The organism is Gordonia sp. (in: high G+C Gram-positive bacteria), from assembly GCF_012515855.1.
Classification (GTDB): domain Bacteria; phylum Actinomycetota; class Actinomycetes; order Mycobacteriales; family Mycobacteriaceae; genus Gordonia.
In genome coordinates, this window is the sequence record NZ_JAAYXO010000163.1 from 1 (window position 1) to 15653 (window position 15653).

Annotated in this window: 15 protein-coding genes; 1 reads left to right on the top strand and 14 read right to left on the bottom strand. The window is 67.1% G+C overall.

Annotated features, from left to right (window positions below; all coding sequences use genetic code 11):
- Positions 1-13: 13 nt before the first annotated feature.
- The 9 genes from GX543_RS11880 to GX543_RS11920 form a co-directional block, all read right to left on the bottom strand.
- On the bottom strand, positions 14-1084 hold the full coding sequence (locus GX543_RS11880; RefSeq protein ID WP_290852115.1) for a 2Fe-2S iron-sulfur cluster-binding protein: 1071 nt from the start codon (positions 1082-1084) through the stop codon (positions 14-16).
- Positions 1085-1096: 12 nt separating this feature from the next.
- Positions 1097-1423, bottom strand: coding sequence for a phenol hydroxylase subunit P4 (locus GX543_RS11885; RefSeq protein ID WP_290852116.1), 327 nt, complete (start codon positions 1421-1423; stop codon positions 1097-1099).
- A 3-nt stretch (positions 1424-1426) separates the two neighbouring features.
- Complete coding sequence (locus GX543_RS11890; protein WP_290852117.1) at positions 1427-2959, bottom strand: YHS domain-containing protein; 1533 nt, start codon at positions 2957-2959, stop codon at positions 1427-1429.
- Between the two features lie 27 nt (positions 2960-2986).
- A complete protein-coding gene (locus GX543_RS11895) occupies positions 2987-3271 on the bottom strand; it encodes an MmoB/DmpM family protein (RefSeq protein WP_290852118.1) in 285 nt (94 codons plus the stop codon).
- Positions 3268-4218: a phenol 2-monooxygenase gene (locus GX543_RS11900; RefSeq protein ID WP_290852119.1), complete on the bottom strand. Its 951-nt coding sequence runs from the start codon at positions 4216-4218 to the stop codon at positions 3268-3270. The genes GX543_RS11895 and GX543_RS11900 overlap by 4 nt, the downstream gene beginning before the upstream one ends.
- Before the next feature lie 104 nt (positions 4219-4322).
- Positions 4323-4709, bottom strand: a complete 387-nt coding sequence (locus GX543_RS11905) for a hypothetical protein (RefSeq protein WP_290852120.1) — start codon at positions 4707-4709, stop codon at positions 4323-4325.
- A 117-nt stretch (positions 4710-4826) separates the two neighbouring features.
- Positions 4827-5735, bottom strand: a complete 909-nt coding sequence (locus GX543_RS11910) for a LysR family transcriptional regulator (RefSeq protein WP_290852121.1) — start codon at positions 5733-5735, stop codon at positions 4827-4829.
- 61 nt (positions 5736-5796) lie between these two features.
- Positions 5797-6399: a CoA-transferase gene (locus tag GX543_RS11915; RefSeq protein ID WP_290852140.1), complete on the bottom strand. Its 603-nt coding sequence runs from the start codon at positions 6397-6399 to the stop codon at positions 5797-5799.
- A 56-nt stretch (positions 6400-6455) separates the two neighbouring features.
- On the bottom strand, positions 6456-7151 hold the full coding sequence (locus GX543_RS11920) for a 3-oxoacid CoA-transferase subunit A (RefSeq protein ID WP_290852122.1): 696 nt from the start codon (positions 7149-7151) through the stop codon (positions 6456-6458).
- 305 nt (positions 7152-7456) lie between these two features.
- On the opposite strand from GX543_RS11920, the gene GX543_RS11925 reads away from it, so the two are divergent.
- Positions 7457-8074 (top strand): FABP family protein, encoded by a 618-nt coding sequence (locus tag GX543_RS11925; RefSeq protein WP_290852123.1) that lies wholly within the window; start codon positions 7457-7459, stop codon positions 8072-8074.
- Positions 8075-8483: 409 nt separating this feature from the next.
- Here the strand turns inward: GX543_RS11925 and cydC are convergent, their stop codons facing one another.
- The 5 genes from cydC to GX543_RS11950 all read right to left on the bottom strand — a co-directional run bounded on the left by cydC (position 8484) and on the right by GX543_RS11950 (position 15547).
- Entirely contained in the window at positions 8484-10136 is a 1653-nt protein-coding gene (gene cydC, locus GX543_RS11930; protein ID WP_290852124.1) for a thiol reductant ABC exporter subunit CydC, read from the bottom strand.
- Positions 10126-11856, bottom strand: a complete 1731-nt coding sequence (cydD, locus tag GX543_RS11935; RefSeq protein WP_290852141.1) for a thiol reductant ABC exporter subunit CydD — start codon at positions 11854-11856, stop codon at positions 10126-10128. Before cydD ends, cydC begins: the two co-directional genes overlap by 11 nt.
- A gap of 107 nt (positions 11857-11963) precedes the next feature.
- Positions 11964-13019, bottom strand: a complete 1056-nt coding sequence (gene cydB / locus GX543_RS11940; RefSeq protein WP_290852125.1) for a cytochrome d ubiquinol oxidase subunit II — start codon at positions 13017-13019, stop codon at positions 11964-11966.
- A gap of 12 nt (positions 13020-13031) precedes the next feature.
- Positions 13032-14591 (bottom strand): cytochrome ubiquinol oxidase subunit I, encoded by a 1560-nt coding sequence (locus tag GX543_RS11945; protein ID WP_290852126.1) that lies wholly within the window; start codon positions 14589-14591, stop codon positions 13032-13034.
- A gap of 104 nt (positions 14592-14695) precedes the next feature.
- The gene (locus tag GX543_RS11950; RefSeq protein WP_290852127.1) at positions 14696-15547 is read right to left on the bottom strand and encodes an aminodeoxychorismate lyase; all 852 of its coding nucleotides are present in this window, start codon (positions 15545-15547) and stop codon (positions 14696-14698) included.
- Positions 15548-15653: the final 106 nt, after the last annotated feature.

Consider the following 15653-nt stretch of genomic DNA (forward strand, 5'->3'; position numbering starts at 1 on the left):
TACGCGGATACGACTACCGCTTGATCAGCGGGCTCCGGACGACGTGGGCGCCGCTGGCGCGGTCGGCGGCGTCGAAGAAGTCCTCGCGGTAGATGTCGCGGGGGAAGAGGCGGGCCTTCATCAGGGCGCGCATCGTGTCTTCGACCATCGCGGGGTTGCCGCAGATGTAGGCGACGTTGCCGCCGGCGCGCGGGAAGTCCTCGGTGAGCAGGGCGGGGACGCGACCCTGCCTGCCCTCGCACTCCTCCCGGGAGACGGCGGGCCGATAGGTGAACCAGTCGCGTTCGTCGGCGATCTGCTGGAACCACTCGCGGTCGTAGAGACCTTCTTCCATGGCGACGCCGTGGTACATCACCACCTCGTGCTCCCACTCCCCTTCCTCGTCTTCGATCGCCATGACCGTCTTGAGGATCGAGACCAGCGGAGCCAGTCCGGTACCACTGCCGAGCAGCAGCAGCGGCTTATCGCGGCCGGGCCGGAAGTAGAACTTGCCGTACGGCCCCGACAGGGTGACCGCATCTCCGACAGCCAGCCCGTCGAACACCCAGCCGGAGGTCGCGACCCCGTTCTCCGTCTTCTTGATGTGCAGCTCGACGCGGTTGTTCTCGTGCGGCGCATTGGCGATGGAGTACGGCCGGTTGTCGCCGTCGGGCAGGTTGAGCTGCACGTACTGGCCGGCGTTGAAGTCCATCGGCTCGTCGAGGTCGACGATCAGGCGACGGACGCCGGGCACGATCTCGTCGAGCACCGCAACGGTCCCGGAGAAGTCGCGGACGGGATACATGGTGATCCCCTCCTCGATCTCCACGTCGCCCTCGATGACCACGTCCTCACGCGGCGTGGCGACGCACATCAGCGCGGCGCCCTCGTCCCGTTCGCTCTCCAGGAGGGCGTACGGCGACGCATCGCCGTAGTCGATGGCGCCCTCGAGCACCTCCGCCTTGCATGTTCCACAGGTCCCGTGGGTACAGGCGTGCGGCAGCCAGACACCGTTGCGCAGGCAGGCGTCCAGAATCGACTGGTCCTCACGGCATTGCAGCTCGGTGCCGAGCGGTTCCACCGTGATCGTGTGAGTAGTGGTCATCGAGATCTCCGATCAGGCCGTGGTGAACTTCAGCAGCGCCTTGTGGCCGACGCCGAGATCCTTCAACGACGACGAGCCGTCGCCCGGATCGAAGGCGTCGTCGAACAGCGTCCACCCGGTAATCGACGACGGGTCGAAGTCCGGGTCGGTGGCGGCCCACGGGTTCACGATCTCGGCGACGAAATCCTTGAACGGCATCGCCTGCGGGGCGCGGAAGCAGCCGGCCGAGCAGAACAGCGGGTTGCCGAGCCAGTGGACGTAGAGCAACTGGTCCTCGCCGAAGAGCTCGGCGCGGTCGGCCGCGGGGTACTGGTAGTCGTAGAGAGCCTTGACAGTCATGTCTCACGCCTCCTGGTTCTGATCGCTGTGCCATTCCTGCCATGACTGGTGGTCGGGCGAGCCCTTGTACTCGCCGTTGTCGCCCTCCTGGATGCCGTACCACTCGAGGACCTCGGGGACGGTCGGACCACCGCAGTTGCCGTGGTAGATCTGGTGCACCGGGAGCCACGCCTGCACGTACTTCTCCGGTTCGCGCTCAAAGATCCACTGACAGCCGTTGCTGCAGGTGTGGTAGGTCTCGCCCTCGTATTCGCTGTGGCGGAACGAGATCTTGGTGGGGTCGTCGTTCTCGGTGAACGCCATCGGCACCTGGCACACCTGACACAGCTGTGGCAGGCCCTGGAAGAACACGCGGCCGCCTTCGGCCTCGATCTTCCGGTGCTTCTCCCAATTGGGGCCGTAGTGGTTGTCGAAGGTCTCGCCGTACTGCTCCGACAGCCACTTCATGTGGTCCGGGGTCGGCACCTGGGTGGTGAACGACGCCGCGAACGAGAAGTTGTGCAGGATCTTGTAGACCTCGTGCGACAGCTTGTCCTTCTCGGCGATCGCGTCCTTGACGTGCCGCGGCGGCTTGATGCCGTAGAACTCGAGGTCCGGGAACAGGCCGCCGAGCATCTGCTCCTCGAAGTACAGCTCGAACGCTTCCTTCCAGCTCATGACCGGCTTGGGGAGCATGTAGTCCATCATTCCGGCCACCAGTGCCGACATCCGGTATGCGCGCCAGAACCACTTGTCGATCCACTCCTGGATGATCGGCACGTTGTCCTCGTCCTGCTCCAGCAGGAACTTGATCGCTTCCAGGCCGAGCGTCATGTGCCGGCTCTCGTCCGACTGCGCGGAGAAGCCGAACGACATCGTCGGCATGTCGCCGTTGAAGCTCGCACCCGACATGAACGGGACGAACAGCAGGTTGGTCAGCAGGTACTCGAAGCTGAACGAGATCGAGATGAGGAACTCGAACGGGCCCGCGGTCATCGCGTCGTCGAACAGCGACTTCGGCACCGACAGATACCAGACGCGGTCGTGCATCTGCGACCACGAGTGGAAGCCCGAGTAGTACTTGTTGTAGTTGCTGATCGTGTGGACCTGGGTCTGGCAGTGACGCAGCTCGTCGACGCTCTGGCAGAGCGCCGCGAAGCGCGGGGCCGGGCCCTCCAGGTAGCGCGCAAGGTACGCGAAGTGCCGGTGCGCCTGGTACTCCAGCGGCGTGACGCCCTGGATGAACAGCTTGATGGCGTTCAGGTACGACGCGTCCGAGACCGTCAGGTGACCCTGGCTCTGCGCGAAGCCGTCGAGCACCGCGTACAGACGCTTGTCTTTCTCGGCCTGGTACTTGTAGTACGCGTCGACCGTCAGGCGGAAGGGATCCTCCCAGCCGTCCCAATCGTGGACCTTGATGCCCTCGTAGCTGGTGTACGGGTAGAGGTCGGCGCGGTCGACATACGACGGCTCCCAGTCGAGATCGCGGGTCAGCAGCGAGTAGCGCTGCTTCAGGGGCAGCTTCTTCGGGCGCTTGGGGGCTTTAGCGGTGGTCATGTGAAGTGTTCTCCTCGTGAATTCCGGTCAGTGTTCCCAGGCGACGACGATCTGGTCGTCGTCCCACTCGGCGAAGTTGCCCGTGTAGGTGACGATCGCGAGCTGGAACTCGCCGGTCTCCCACTCGCGACCCAAGTGGGCCTCCACTGACTCTCGATTGATGACGATCTGGCCGGGAGCCGACAGCTTCACCAGGCCGGGGAGGCGACGAATCTCCACGTCGGGGTTGTCGGCGCGGATGGCGGCGATGATCGCGCGGTTGTCGTCGGACTCCTGCATGTCGATGCCCACGGGGCGCGTTGCGGCGGTCATGCCGGCACCTCCGCTCCGACGAGACCGTCGACAACGACGGTGAGCGCGCCGACCGCCTCTGCGGCGCGGGCGCCCCACTCGGCGTCGATGCGATCGAGGACCGCGGCGTTGGCCTCACCGTGCTCGGCGTCGCCGCGCCAGGACTTGATGAGAGCGTCGAGCCACTTGCGCTGGTCGGCGAACCAGGTGGTCAGGTACTGCGCAACCAGGCTGTACGGGCCGGCACCGCCGAGCAGGGCACGCTCATCGAGGCCGCTGAACAGGGCCGGGTACAGGAGCTTGTCGACGGCGTCGATGGCCAGCAGGCCCTCGGCCCAGTCGTCGACGATCATGATCTCTTCCACCAGGCGACGCATCGGCTGCAGGTGCTCGGCGTTCATCCACTGATCCTTGGCCTCGTTCAGCACCGAGACGGTGCCGCCGCCCGCGGCGATGCCGATGCGCGAGAGCATCTGGGCGTTGCCGATGCGGTCGAAGGCTGCGAAGCTCGCGCACTGCGACAGCGACGTGCCGTACGCGAACCGCGACCCGGCGACGCTGACCAGCTGGGCGCCGGCCTCGTAGTGACGCAGCGGAACCACGACGTCCGCCAGCACCTTGGCCCACGGCTCGGGCAGCTTGGCCAGCAGCTCGCGGCTCTCGAGGTAGCCGAGCGTCTTGCCGAACTCGTCGTGCAGCGCGGCGCGGTTGGTGACGTAGGGGGTGTAGTAGAACTGCCGCGGGTCGGCGAAGGTGTACGGGTCGGTGAGCTTCAAGGCGCTGTAGTTCGCGTCGTACAGCTCGTGGTCGGGAGTCCACGTGGGACGGTAGTGGAAGTTCTCGCGCGGCTCGATGTCGAGCGTCGCCTCTTGGTAGCGCGACGCCGGCTCGTTGCCGAAGCGCTCGATGATGTTCTGGAAGGTCTGCCGCTTGGGTTCGATCGTCTGGTAGCGAAGCTCGAACTGCATCGATTTCTCCTAGTCGGTTGGGCTGTGTCGGGTGGTCTGTGTTGTCGGACGGTGTCGCGGGCGGGCTGTGCCGGGCAATCCGATCGGCGACTGTCGGCGGGCCGCTAGTTGCCAGCGATGAGTTCGAGGACCAGGGCGGCCATCTCGTCTTCGCCCGCTAGACGGCGGGAGGTCGGAACTCCGCGGATCACCAGCTGGGCGGTCGCGGAGTGACCGGTGACGACCGTCTCGATGCGGGCCGTGCGATCGGCGTAATCGAGGGTGAACGCCAGGGCGCCCGGTCCGGTCTCGTCGGTCAGCGCGATGACACCGCGGTCGGTGTCGACCAGAATCGCGTTCGCCTCGCTCACCAGTTGTTCGGCGAGGGAGCGAATGAGCACCTGCACGTCGGCACCGTGGGCCACGGTCACCGATTCGGATGGCAGGGTCTGCGGCGACGACGTCGGCCCTCCGTCGAGCAGTTCCTGCACCTGGTGCATGAACGGGGTCATCCCATCTCCTCTACTTGCGTGGCCTGTCGCACTCAGTTCCGTGCGATGAGATGAGCCTCACATACGATTGGGGGCGAGTGAAGTATTAGAAAGACCCCAATTAAGATGTCCGACGTCTTACCCCAGGACGAGCGGATCGATATCCGGCAAAGCCGTCCGGAGGGAGTTCAACACCCGCTGCAAGTGGGGCGACGGCGGCTCGGCGCGCATCGCCATCGCCAGTTCCACAGTCGGCACCTCACCTTTGAGCGGGACGTAGACCGCGCCGGTGATCTGCATGTGCTGGACCGATTTCGGAACCAGCGCGACGCCCTGACCGGCGGCCACGAACGACACCAGGGTGGCCGTCTCCCCCACCTCGTGGCGGATCGTCGGAGTGAAGCCCGCGCGCTGACACGCGTCGATGACCACCTCGAACACCACCGACCGACTGAAGCCGGAGTAGGTGATGAAGCTTTCCTTCGCCAGATCGGCCACCTCAATGGCCTCGCGTTCGGCGAGCGGGTGAGCATGCGGCAGTACCGCGACCATCTCCTCGGTGCCGACCACCTCGTAGCGAAGCAGTCGATCGTTGACGGGCGGTCGGAGGAAACCGAGGTCGATGGTGCCGCTATGCAGCGCGGCCGCCTGCTGCGGAGTCAGCATCTCGCCGTGGAGGTCGAGGTCGATGTCGGGCAGCTCGGCGCTCAGATGCCGTGCGACGGCGGGCAGCAGGTGATAGGTGGCCGAGCCGGTGAAGCCGATCGAGACGCGACCGATCTCGCCGATCGCGATTCGACTCGCTTCTTCTCCCGCGGCGGCGACGGCGGCCAGGATCTCGCGGGCCCGTTCCAGATAGCGCTCACCGGCGTCGGTGAGTTCCACCTTGCGGGTCGAGCGGTTCAGCAGGGTGACGCCGAGGTCTTCCTCGAGCTGTTTGATCTGCTGAGACAGCGGCGGCTGAGCGATGTGCAGTCGCAGCGCGGCACGACCGAAGTGGCATTCCTCCGCGACGGCCACGTAGTAGCGCAGATGTCTGAGTTCCAAGAGATCACCGATCCGTTCCGCCCTCGACCCTAATCGGCCGAGGCACGGAATCGGTGCGGACTCAGCTCAATCGAGCGAGGAGCTCCGCGGGCTCGTGGCCGTAGGTCTCGAGAATCTGCGAACCCTCCGGCCCCACGGCGATGATCGCGTCCGGGGTATAGACGCGGTCGACGCATTCGACGCCGGTCAGCGGATAGCTGCAGGAGGGCACCAGCTTCGCGTCGCCGCCCCGCGCGAACAGGGCCATCATCACGAAGACCTGTTTGGCGCCGATCGCCAGGTCCATGGCGCCGCCGACCGCGGGGATCGCGTCGGGCGCGCCGGTGCTCCAGTTGGCCAGGTCGCCGCCGAACGACACCTGGAAGGCACCCATCACGCAGACGTCCAGGTGACCGCCGCGCATCATCGCGAACGAATCCGCATGATGGAAGTAGGCCGCGCCGGGCAGTTCGGTGACCGGCACCTTGCCCGCATTCGTCAGGTCGAGGTCCACGTCGTCGCCGTCGGCCTGCGGCCCCATGCCGAGCATGCCGTTCTCCGTGTGCAGGGTGATCGCGCTGTCGGGCGAGAGATGGTCGGAGATGCGGGTCGGCTGCCCGATCCCGAGGTTCACGAAGGAACCCGCGGGGATGTCGGCGGCGATCCGCGCGGCGAGCTGGTCCATGGTCAACGGCTCGTCGCCCGCGCGCACGGCACCGGGAGCAAGGGTCAGCGGAGTGTTCATCGTGCGCCCTCCACGGCGAATCGGCGGGTCGGGGTGGCGATCACCCGATCGACGTAGATGCCGGGTGTCACCACGACCTCGGGGTCGATCTGCCCGGTCGGAACCACTTCGTCCACTTGGACGATGGTCGTATCGGCGGCGGCCGCCATCACCGGGCCGAAATTGCGGGCGGTCTTGCGGTAGACCAGGTTGCCCGCGCGGTCGGCGCGGTGGGCGCCGATCAGGGCGACGTCGCCCTTGATCGGGTACTCCAGCAGGTAGGTGCGACCGTCGATGACGCGCGACTCCTTGCCTTCCGCGATCGGGGTGCCCACGGCGGTCGGACAGTAGAAGGCGCCGATGCCCGCACCGGCGGCGCGCATGCGTTCGGCGAGGTTGCCCTGCGGCACCACCTCGAGTTCGATCTTCCCCTCGCGGTACAGGCCGTCGAAGACCCATGAATCCGACTGCCGCGGGAACGAGCAGAGGATCTTCCGCACGCGACCTGCGGCGAGCAGCGCGGCGAGCCCGTGGTCGCCGTTGCCCGCGTTGTTGCTCACGATCGTCAGATCTGTGGCACCCTGACGGATCAGCGCTTCGATCAGATCGAACGGCATACCGGCCAGGCCGAACCCGCCGACCAGGACCGTCGCCCCGTCCGAGATCCCGGCGACCGCATCATCGGCGTCGTCGCAGAACACAGTGGCACTCACAGCACCCTCCTTGTCGCGGGTCAGATGACTTGTCCCCACCACGCTATGACCGGTGATTCATACTGACAATTACTCATTCCGGCGTAATTAATAGTTGTCGAGTATCAGCAGGCGGAAGGTCATGCAGGTCGGAGGGGCCGTCGTGTGATCTACCAATCACTCGCCCGACTCGTTTCAATCACGCCACCCGTGCGCTGTAGTATCAGGCTCGTGGTCATTTTCTTTGAGGTTCTCCTGGGTCTGGCATCGCTGCTGATCATCTGGTTCGCGCTGTACACCGTCTACCGACTGGTCAACGACGAGTCATGACGCGCTCCGGAAACGAAGCGATCTCCGACGCTGAGCAGCGCGCCCAGCAGACGGCGGGCAAAAACCTGACGCCGGTCGGCGACCTCCCCGTTTCTGCAGACACCGCCAACCTTCGCGACGGCGCGGATCTCCATTCCGGCCTGCTCGCACTGCTGCCGCTGGTCGGCGTCTGGGAAGGCGAAGGCGAGGGGCACGACCCGATCGCCGGCACCGATTACCAGTTCGGCCAGCAGATCATCGTCTCGCACGACGGCGGCAACTACCTCGTCTGGCAGTCCCGCTCGTGGGTCGTCGACGACGACGGCGCGTTTGTGCGCCCCGACCTCCGTGAATCCGGCTTCTGGCGGATCAGCGAGGACGACAACATCGAGTTGATGCTGACGCACGCCGAAGGCTCCATCGAGCTGTACTACGGCCGTCCGCTCAACCAGACGTCGTGGAATCTCACCACCGACGTCACCATTCGCACCGAGACCGGTGCACACACCGGCGGCGCCAAGCGCCTCTACGGCCTGGTCCCCGACGGCGACCTCGCCTACGTCGAAGAGCGCGTCGACGCCGAAGGCGACCTCACCCCGCGCCTCTCCGCCAAGCTCCGCCGCGTCATCGGCTGACAGAGTCGTTCTGGCCCAGCTGATCGAGACCACAACCACCCCAGCACAATTCACGCCCGGTCTCGATACACCGATGCGGGCTCCGCACGCAGCGGCACTCGACCAACCAAGGGAAGACCCCGACACCGACCGCCAGCCTCCCCATGCCAGTCGAGTCATCGAGTGAGCGCAGCGAACCCGCCTCCCCACGCTGGTCGAGTCGGCGAGTGAGCGCAGCGAACCCGCCAAATATCGAGACGCCCACCGCGAGACGCGCTGAGACTCAAGAATCTTGATGGATCAGCGCCCACACAGGGCGCAGGTCAATCACTCTCCCGACACCCCGGTCTCGATATACCGATGCGGGCTCCGCACGCAGCGGCACTCGACCACCAAGGGAAACCAAGGAAAAGCCCCGCGCCGTGGGGCGTCAGCCGACCAACTCCAGGACCGGGACCTGCTCTTCTGACACATCCTGATGGGTCACCGCGACGACGGTGCGGGAGCCGAAGAGGTCGCCGCAGATCAGCGCCATCAGCGACTTCGCGTCGGCGGCGTCGAGGTGCTCGGTGGGCTCGTCGAGCAGGACCACCGGAGCCGGGTGCAGGAGGGCACGAGCCAGGAGGAGCCTGCGACGTTGCCCGCCGGAGAGGGCAGCGGAGCCGCCGGTAAGCTTCTCGTTCATGCCGTCGGGCAGCCCGTCGAGCCACTCCCCCAGTCCCACCTGCCGCAGCACGGCCATCATCTCGTCGTCGGAAGCATCGCCGCGGGCCACCCGCAGGTTCTCGCGGACCGTCGTGGAGAAGACGTGGGCGTCGTCGGCGAAGTAACAGACGCGACCGCGGAGCCCCGCGCCGTCGACCGACACCGATCCGGCAAGCGGCGCCAGCAGACCCGCCAGGGTCATCAGGAGCGTCGACTTGCCGACACCGCTCGGTCCGACGATCACCTGCCGCGCCCCGGGCGGCAGCGCCAGATCGAGGGGCTCGCCGAGCGGGGCGTCCCAGCCCCACTCGAGGCCGGACGCGGTGAGCGCGACAGGCTCGGTCTGGACCACCGGGTCGGCTGCCTCCACGCCGTCGGCCCGAGCGCCGTCGACCAGGGTGAGGATCCGACGGGCGGCCTGCCGACCGCCCTCCCACGCGATCCCCGCTTCGGTGAGCGGCGCGGTGGTCTCGAACGACGACAGCGGCAGCAGCAGCAGGATGCCGAGAACCATCGGGGTGACGCCCTCGCCCGAGGCGACGTCTGCCAGCGAGCCGGGCAGTCCGGACGCGAGTTGCACGCCGATGATCGCGGCGGCGATCACGCTGACGCCGAGCGAGATCGGGGTGACGGCCTGCGCGGCCGCCTGCCACCGCATGCCCGACTCCTCGGCCCGCTCGGTACGATCATCCGCGTCGGCCACGGCGCGCAGCACCCGCTCCCGCGCCCGCGCGACGGCCAGCTCGGGCCCGTGCCACAGCAGCGACGACGCCGCGTCGGCGACGTCCTCGCGCGCCCGTGCGGCGTCGGCCACCTGGCGCGACGATCCGCGGGTCGCCAGCCACGGGGCGGCGACGCCGCTGATCAGCAGGGCGACCGCCAGCACGACCGCCGCCGGGATCGACACGAACGCCATGATGACGACCGCAGAGATCGACGTGACGGCGCCGACCGCCATCGGCACGAGCCCGCGAATCACCGCGTTGCCGATCTCGTCGACGTCGTCGGCGGTCCGCGCCATCAACTCCGACTGCCGCAGGCCGACGGTGAAGCCCGGCGACCCCTGCGAGAGCACCCGGTAGAGCCGCGTCCGCGCGTCGGCCATCGCGCGCAGGGCGAAGTCGTGCGTCGCGAGCCGCTCCAGATAGCGGAACAATCCACGTGAGATGCCGAGCGCACGCACCGCGGTGACCGCCACCGTGAGGTACAGGACCGGAGGCATCTGCCACGCGCGGGTGATGAGCCAGGCCGACAGCGCGGCGAGCCCCAGCGCCGACAGCGCCGTCGCGACCCCGAGCAGGACCGGCATGATCAACCCGCGCCACCGCATACCGGTGAAGACGAGGGCGGCGATCATCGGATCACGTTCAGCGCGCATCGGACGCCTCCTCGCGTGCGGTGGCGGCGTCGCCCGCGGCAGCAGCATCGAACGGCGCGGCAACCGCGAAGTCGATCACCCGGTCGGCCGCCGCGAGCGCAGCCGCCCGGTGCGACACCATCACCACCGTGGCGCCGGCGCGGGCTCGAGCCACCAGCGCGGTCAGCACCCGGTCGGCGGTCTCCTCGTCGAGGTGGGCCGTGGGTTCGTCCAGCAGCAGGAGGGGCGCGCGCGAGGCGAGCGTCCGGGTGAGCGCCAGTCGCTGCCGCTGCCCCGCCGACAGTCCGGCGCCGCCGGTGCCGAGCACGGTGTCGAGACCGGTCGGGAGGTCCGCGAGGACCGCGTCGAACTCGGCGGCGCGGGCGGCGTCACGCAGGGCGTCGTCGGCCAGTTCGCCGAACAGCGCGAGGTTCTCCGCGACCGTGCCCGGCACGACCGCCGGGTCCTGCGGCAACCAGCTCACCTGGCGGTGATAGCCGTCGGGGTCCAGCTCGCGAACGTCGGTCTCACCGATGAGCACCCGACCTTCGTCGGGGCGATGGATTCCCAGCATCGCGGCGATCAGCGTCGACTTGCCGCAACCGTTGGGTCCGGTCAGGACGGTCAGTTCGCCGGGAGCGATCCGCGCCGACAGCCCGCGTGGTGCCCACCCGTCGCGGCCGCGGACACCCAGATCGTCGACGACGATGGTCGCGCCGGCCAACTCGATATGTCCGACGGGTCCGTTCGGTGTGGTTCCACGTGAATCATTCGCCTCGGCGAGGCCTGCGTCGATCACATCGAGCACATCGTCGGCGGCCTCGACCCCGTCCTCGGCGTTGTGGAACTGTGCACCGATCTGCCGCAGCGGGAAATACGCCTCCGGCGCCAGGATCAACGCCAGAACGCCCGCATACAACGACATCTCGCCGAACACCAGGCGCAGGCCGATGCTCACCGCGATCAGTGCGACGCTCAGGGTTGCGAGGAACTCGAGGATCGCGCCGGAGAGGAAGGCGATCCGCAAGGCACCCATCGTGCTGCGGCGCAGGCGATGGCCCAGTTCGGCGACCTGTGCCGCAGGCCCCTGCGCGCGACCGAGCGCACGCAGCGTCGGAAGCCCTGCCATCAGGTCGACCAACTGCGCGTTCTGACGGCTCATCGCGTCGAGCTTGCGCCGGGTGCGATCACGCGTGAGCAGCCCGATGAGGACCATGAAGATCGGGATCAGCGGCAGCGTCACGATGATGATGACGCCCGAGACCCAGTCGGCCCACAGCACGACGGCCACCACCAGCGGGGTGATGATGACGGTCGACAACAGCGCGGGCAGGTATCCGGACAAGTAGTCCGACAGCCGGTCCAGGCCGCGCAGCGCCACCGTGAGCGCATGTTCGCGCTGGGTCAACAGCGAGCGCGGACTGGTCCGGGCCGGGTCGGTGAGCGTGTCGAGCGCGGCCAGGCGCAGTTCGCCGATGGTGGCGTGCGCTGCCCGCCGAGCGACGAGGTCGCCGACGAAGCTGATCGCCGCCCGGGCCGCAAGGGCCACCGCCAACACGATCAGGTGCACCGCTTGATCGGCGAAGCTGCGTCGGGTCGGGTCGGTGATGAGTTCGGCGGTCAGGCCCGCCAGCGCGATGGCCGCGGCGATCACCGCGATCACGTTGGCCACCGCGAAGAGCGCAGTCACCACCACGTGCTTGCGCGCCGATCGCGACGCGCGGAGCAGGCGCGGGTCCAGCGGCGGCCGGCGCCCCGGCTCGGGTCGATCCGCCTGCGAACGATCCGCCTGCGCACGATCTGACGGCGGCGACTCCACCTCCGGAGGAGCCGCCGTCGCGCCCTCGGTCACTTGAGCATGCTCTGCAACGGCAGCCCGACCGATGGCGGAATGTGCTCGGCCGACAACCGCTTACGGAACACCCAGTAGCTGTAGCCCTGGTAGAGCATCACCACCGGTGTCATGAGCGCCGCCGCCCACGTCATGATGACCAGCGTGTAGTGGCTCGACGACGTGTTGGCGATCGTGAGCGTGTACGCCGGATCCGTAGTCGACGGCATCACGTCGGGGAACAGCGACGAGAACAGCATCGCCGTGACGCCGGCGATCGCGATGCACGTGGAGAAGAAGGCCCAGCCTTCGCGGCGCGCCAGCGTGCTGATCACCATGCCGACCGCGGCCACCGCGGCGATCACCACGATCGCCCAGGTCCAGGCGTGCCCGTACGCCAGCTGCGTCCAGATCAGGAACGCGGCCGCGACCACTGCGGTCGGGATCGCCAACCGAGCGGCCATCTGCTGCGCGTCGTCGCGCATGGTCCCCGAGGTCTTGAGCGCGACGAACACCGCGCCGTGGGTCAGGAACGCCAGCAGCGTCGTGGCACCGCCCAGCAGGGCGTACGGATTCAGCAGGTTGAAGAAGCCGCCGGTGTACTGGTGCTCTGCATCGATCGGCAGACCGCGCACCACGTTCGCGAACGCGACACCCCACAGCAGCGCCGGAATCCACGAGCCGAGCCCGATCCCGACATCGCACCAGCGGCGCCAGCGGACGTCGTTGATCTTGCCGCGCCATTCGATCGCGACCACGCGCACGATCAACCCGATCAAGATCAGGAACAGCGGGAAGTAGAAGGCCGAGAACATGGTGGCGTACCAGCCGCCGAACGCCGCGAAGATGGCGGCGCCGCCGGTGATCAGCCAGACCTCGTTGCCGTCCCAGACGGGTCCGATGGTGTTCAGCAGCACCCGTCGCCGCTTGTCCGCGGCTTCGGGGTCGGTGTCGTCGTCGTGCTTGTTGGGCAGCGTCATCATCATGCCGACACCGAAGTCGAAGCCTTCGAGCACGAAGTACATGGCGAACATGAACGCGATGATCACGAACCACAGGTTCTCAAGGGTCATCTTTCAGGCTCCTCAGTAGGCGAACGAGAGTTCGGTGGATTCGTCGTCGTCGTGGCCGTCCTTCGGCGCGACGGCATCCTTCTCGGCGGGCCCCTCGATCACGTACTTGCGTTCGAGGTAGAACCACACCACGCCGAGGGCGCCGTAGAGCAGGGTGAACCCGATCAGCGTGGTCCAGACCATCGGCGACGTGTGGTTGGAGACACCGTCCTGCACCAGCATGTGCACGCGCAGGGGGTCACCGTCAGCGTCGGCCCAGTTCGGGACCACCACCCACGGCTGTCGGCCCATCTCCGTGAAGATCCAGCCGGACGCGTTGGCCAGGAACGGAGTCGGCAGCATCCACAGACACAGTCGTCCGAACCAGCGGGGCACCTCATTGCGCTTTCGGCGGAGGAACCAGAGACCGCCCAGTGCGACGACCACCGAGCCGAGGGCCCACGTGATCATGGCGCGGAAGCTCCAGTACGTGACGAACAGGTTGGGCGCGAAGTTCTGGCCCGGCATGTTCAGGGCTTCCTGATACTGCTTCTGGAGTTCGTTGACGCCCTGGACGGTGCTGTCGAAGGTGTGGTCGGACAAGAACGAGAGCATGTTCGGGATGGTGATGACGTGCTCGATGTTCTCGCAGTTGTTCTGTCTGCCGATGCTCAGCACCGAGAACGACGCCCCGGTCTCGGTCTCGCACAGCGACTCCGCGGCGGCCATCTTCATCGGCTGCTGCTTGAACATCAGCTGGCCCTGAAGATCGCCGGTGACGAACAGCCCGAGCCCCGAACCGATGACCACCCAAAGGGCGAAGATCGAGACCGGTCTCCACAGGGTCGCATTGTCGTGACGCAGCTTCTCGGGCGTCGCGTCGATCTGGCTCGGCGAACTCGTCTTCGGGATGATCGACTCGTCGCCGGTCTTGGCGGCCTCCTCGATCTTCGCGGCGCGGAAGCTGTTGCGCGCCATCCACCAGAGGCCGATGACGGCGACAACCGTCGACGCGGTCAGCAAGGCGCCCATGATGACGTGAGGGAAGGCCACCAGCGTCGTGTTGTTCGTGAGCACGGCGATGAAGTTGTTCATCATCGGGCGGTCTCGCTCGGCATCCCAGGTGACGCCGACCGGATGCTGCATCCAGGAATTGGCGACGATGATGAAGTAGGCCGAGGCGTTGACGCCGATCGCCACCAGCCAGATGCACGCGAGGTGGACGCGTTTAGGAAGTCGTCCCCAGCCGAACAGCCACAGTCCGATGAACGTGGACTCGAGGAAGAAGGCGACCAGGCCTTCGAACGCCAGCGGTGCTCCGAAGACGTCCGCGACGAACCGGCTGTACTCGCTCCAGTTCATGCCGAACTGGAACTCCTGCACGATGCCGGTGGCGACGCCGAGCGCGAAGTTGATCAGGAAGATCTTGCCGAAGAACTTGGTTGCGCGAAGCCACTGCTCATTACCCGTGCGATGCCAGACCGTCTGCATGATCGCGATCAGCGGCGCGAGGCCGATCGTCAGCGGCACCAGGATGAAGTGGTACACGGTGGTGATACCGAACTGCCATCTGGAGATGTCTACAACATTCACAAGCGACCTCGAATTCATCACCCGGGGGTGGGCGTTACTACGGAGAGTAGTAGCTTTTCGCAACGGCCGACCAGGACTGGTGACCGAAGACCCTACCGCCGCCGCTATGACATTGGCGGCACTCCCAGCATGGCGGCGACGCCGATCACTTTCCGCTGATTGGGGAGATCCTGTCCGTTCAGGCGATGCACCCGCGCCGCGACGGTGATCGACGACAACAGCCACACCTCGGCGGCCGAGAACAACTCGTCGACGTGCAGGCGTCGCTCGTCAACCGGAATCCCCCGCGTCCGCGCGTGCGCGAACAGTTCCGCCTGTGTGGTTCCGGGAAGGATCCCGTCGTCGCGCAGCGGCGTGACCAGCACCCCCTCGATCACGGCTACCACCGAACTGCGCGGTCCCTCCAGCACGCTGCCGTCGTCGGCGACGAAGATCGCATCATCGACGCCCAACCCCTGCACGTGGCGCAGCGCCGCGACGTTGGCCGCGTAGCTGAGCGATTTGACGCCGGCCAGCAGCCAGGGCGCCTCGGCGGCCAGGCCCGGCCGATACGCGGTCGGCAGGGTGACGGCGCGGATGCCGTCGCGCCGCACCTCGGCGACGCGACTCGGTACCGCCGAGACCGTCACGTACAGCGTCGGCCGATCGCCGCCCTCTCGTCCGCGGGTGTAGACCACCCGCAGCGCGCCCTCGCCGTCGAATCGCCGCCGCCACTCGGTGGCCGCGATCTCGATCAGCTCGGCGACGTGCGCGATGTCGATCGGCGGCAGGCCCGCGGGCGCAGTACTGGTCGCGAGGCGATCGATATGCCGTTCCAGGTTGCGCACCAGACCGTCGCGCATCAGCATCGTCTCGAACAGACCGTCGCCGTGGAGGACACCGAGATCGTCCGCGTGCAACAGCGGGACGTTCGGATCGAGGACCTGTCCCGCGTCGGAGACCAGCACGTGAAGCATGACTCCAACGATGTCACGCACCGACGAAACCGATCCCGCGCACCGAGATTCCGGTGCCGGATTCCACCCATCGGGAACCGTTGGCCGACAACCGCTCCGAGCCGTG

Bases quoted from the DNA above. Each gene is read 5' to 3' on its own strand.
- GX543_RS11880 (WP_290852115.1), bottom strand. From the start codon at position 1,084: ATGACCACTACTCACACGATCACGGTGGAACCGCTCGGCACCGAGCTG.
- GX543_RS11885 (WP_290852116.1), bottom strand. From the start codon at position 1,423: ATGACTGTCAAGGCTCTCTACGACTACCAGTACCCCGCGGCCGACCGC.
- GX543_RS11890 (WP_290852117.1), bottom strand. From the start codon at position 2,959: ATGACCACCGCTAAAGCCCCCAAGCGCCCGAAGAAGCTGCCCCTGAAG.
- GX543_RS11895 (WP_290852118.1), bottom strand. From the start codon at position 3,271: ATGACCGCCGCAACGCGCCCCGTGGGCATCGACATGCAGGAGTCCGAC.
- GX543_RS11900 (WP_290852119.1), bottom strand. From the start codon at position 4,218: ATGCAGTTCGAGCTTCGCTACCAGACGATCGAACCCAAGCGGCAGACC.
- GX543_RS11905 (WP_290852120.1), bottom strand. From the start codon at position 4,709: ATGACCCCGTTCATGCACCAGGTGCAGGAACTGCTCGACGGAGGGCCG.
- GX543_RS11915 (WP_290852140.1), bottom strand. From the start codon at position 6,399: ATGGACCAGCTCGCCGCGCGGATCGCCGCCGACATCCCCGCGGGTTCC.
- GX543_RS11925 (WP_290852123.1), top strand. From the start codon at position 7,457: ATGACGCGCTCCGGAAACGAAGCGATCTCCGACGCTGAGCAGCGCGCC.
- cydC (WP_290852124.1), bottom strand. From the start codon at position 10,136: ATGCGCGCTGAACGTGATCCGATGATCGCCGCCCTCGTCTTCACCGGT.
- cydB (WP_290852125.1), bottom strand. From the start codon at position 13,019: ATGACCCTTGAGAACCTGTGGTTCGTGATCATCGCGTTCATGTTCGCC.
- GX543_RS11950 (WP_290852127.1), bottom strand. From the start codon at position 15,547: ATGCTTCACGTGCTGGTCTCCGACGCGGGACAGGTCCTCGATCCGAAC.